The organism is Shewanella sp. BF02_Schw, from assembly GCF_014596695.2.
In the GTDB taxonomy this organism is placed as follows: domain Bacteria; phylum Pseudomonadota; class Gammaproteobacteria; order Enterobacterales; family Shewanellaceae; genus Shewanella.
The window spans coordinates 1-1,268 of sequence record NZ_JABKAW020000020.1 but is presented as its reverse complement, the minus strand read 5'-3'; the positions used below and the strand labels follow the sequence as shown (position 1 = coordinate 1,268).

Sequence of the window (1,268 nt, the reverse complement as noted above, 5' to 3'; positions counted from 1 at the left end):
ATGTCCTTATGGAGGAAGATATGAAATTATCAATAATATCAGTAAATTTATCTCTTACGCTGCTTTCACTGATCGCCGGCCCATACGCAATGGCGAATGATACAGGCTGGTACACCGGAGCCAATTTGGGCCAGGCTAGGGCGCAGATCGATGATGAACAGATCCGCCACAACATGCTGCTGGGAACTGATTTTACGTCATTAACCATCAGTACCGATCAGCGTGATACTGGTTATAAGCTGTTTGGCGGCTACCAATTCAACAAGTACATCTCCCTTGAGGGCGGATTTTTCGATTTGGGGAAATTCGGCTATACCGTCGCCACTTCGCCGGCGGGGACATTGGACGGCACAATCAAGTTAAGAGGCCTGAACCTGGATCTAGTCGGTACCTTGCCGATTACTAAAAAGTTTTCGGCGTTCGGTCGGTTCGGGGTGAATTACGCTGAAGCTCGCGACTCCTTTACGGGAACCGGTGCCGTAGGGGGACTCAATTTCAATCCCAGTCAGCGCGACACTAACTATAAGTACGGTCTGGGGATTGAGTACGCTCTGACTGACTCACTAGATATTCGTGCAGAGGCGGAACGCTACCGGGTCAACGATGCCGTTAACAATAAAGGCGACATCGACCTATTCTCAGTCGGCCTGGTCTATCGGTTTGGTGGCAGCAAGAAGCCCTACACCTCCTCTTACAGTGCAGAGGAGATAGCGCCTGAGGTTGTTGCACCTGTTCAGGTCATAGTCCCGGTTCAGAACAAGATCGAACAATACTGCAGTATCCTCGACATCCAGTTCGAAATAAACAATGACAACATGCAGCTTGAGGATAAGGAAAAACTCGCTGTAGTGGGCACCTACATGAATAAATACCCTGCCACCACGGCTGTGTTCGAAGGCTACACCGATAAAGTCGGAACCACGGAAGAAAACATGAAACTGTCTCAGCGCAGGGCGCAAAGTGTGGTGAGTTATCTGGAAAACACGCACCATATCGCAGCATCAAGGTTGACGGCGGTAGGTCATGGTGAAACGCATGCCACTGCGACAAATGCCACCATGGTCGGCAAACGCATGAACCGTCGGATCGATGCCGTCATCACTTGTGTAGACGACATTCCCGGACTGATGGTGGAACCAGCCCGACTCACCATAGCCTTGGTGATCGAGTACGATAAGAACAAGGCCAACTTGAAACCACAATACGAAGGTGGGCTTAGTAAAGTAGCGGATTTCATGAAGCTACACCCTTCGGTCACAGCTACGGTG

Annotated in this window: 1 protein-coding gene; it reads left to right on the top strand. The window is 50.2% G+C overall.

Going from position 1 to position 1,268, the window contains the following annotated elements; translation table 11 throughout:
- Positions 1-20: 20 nt before the first annotated feature.
- A partial coding sequence (locus tag HNW13_RS23405; RefSeq protein WP_208062969.1) for an outer membrane beta-barrel protein occupies positions 21-1,268 on the top strand: 1,248 nt, incomplete at its 3' end.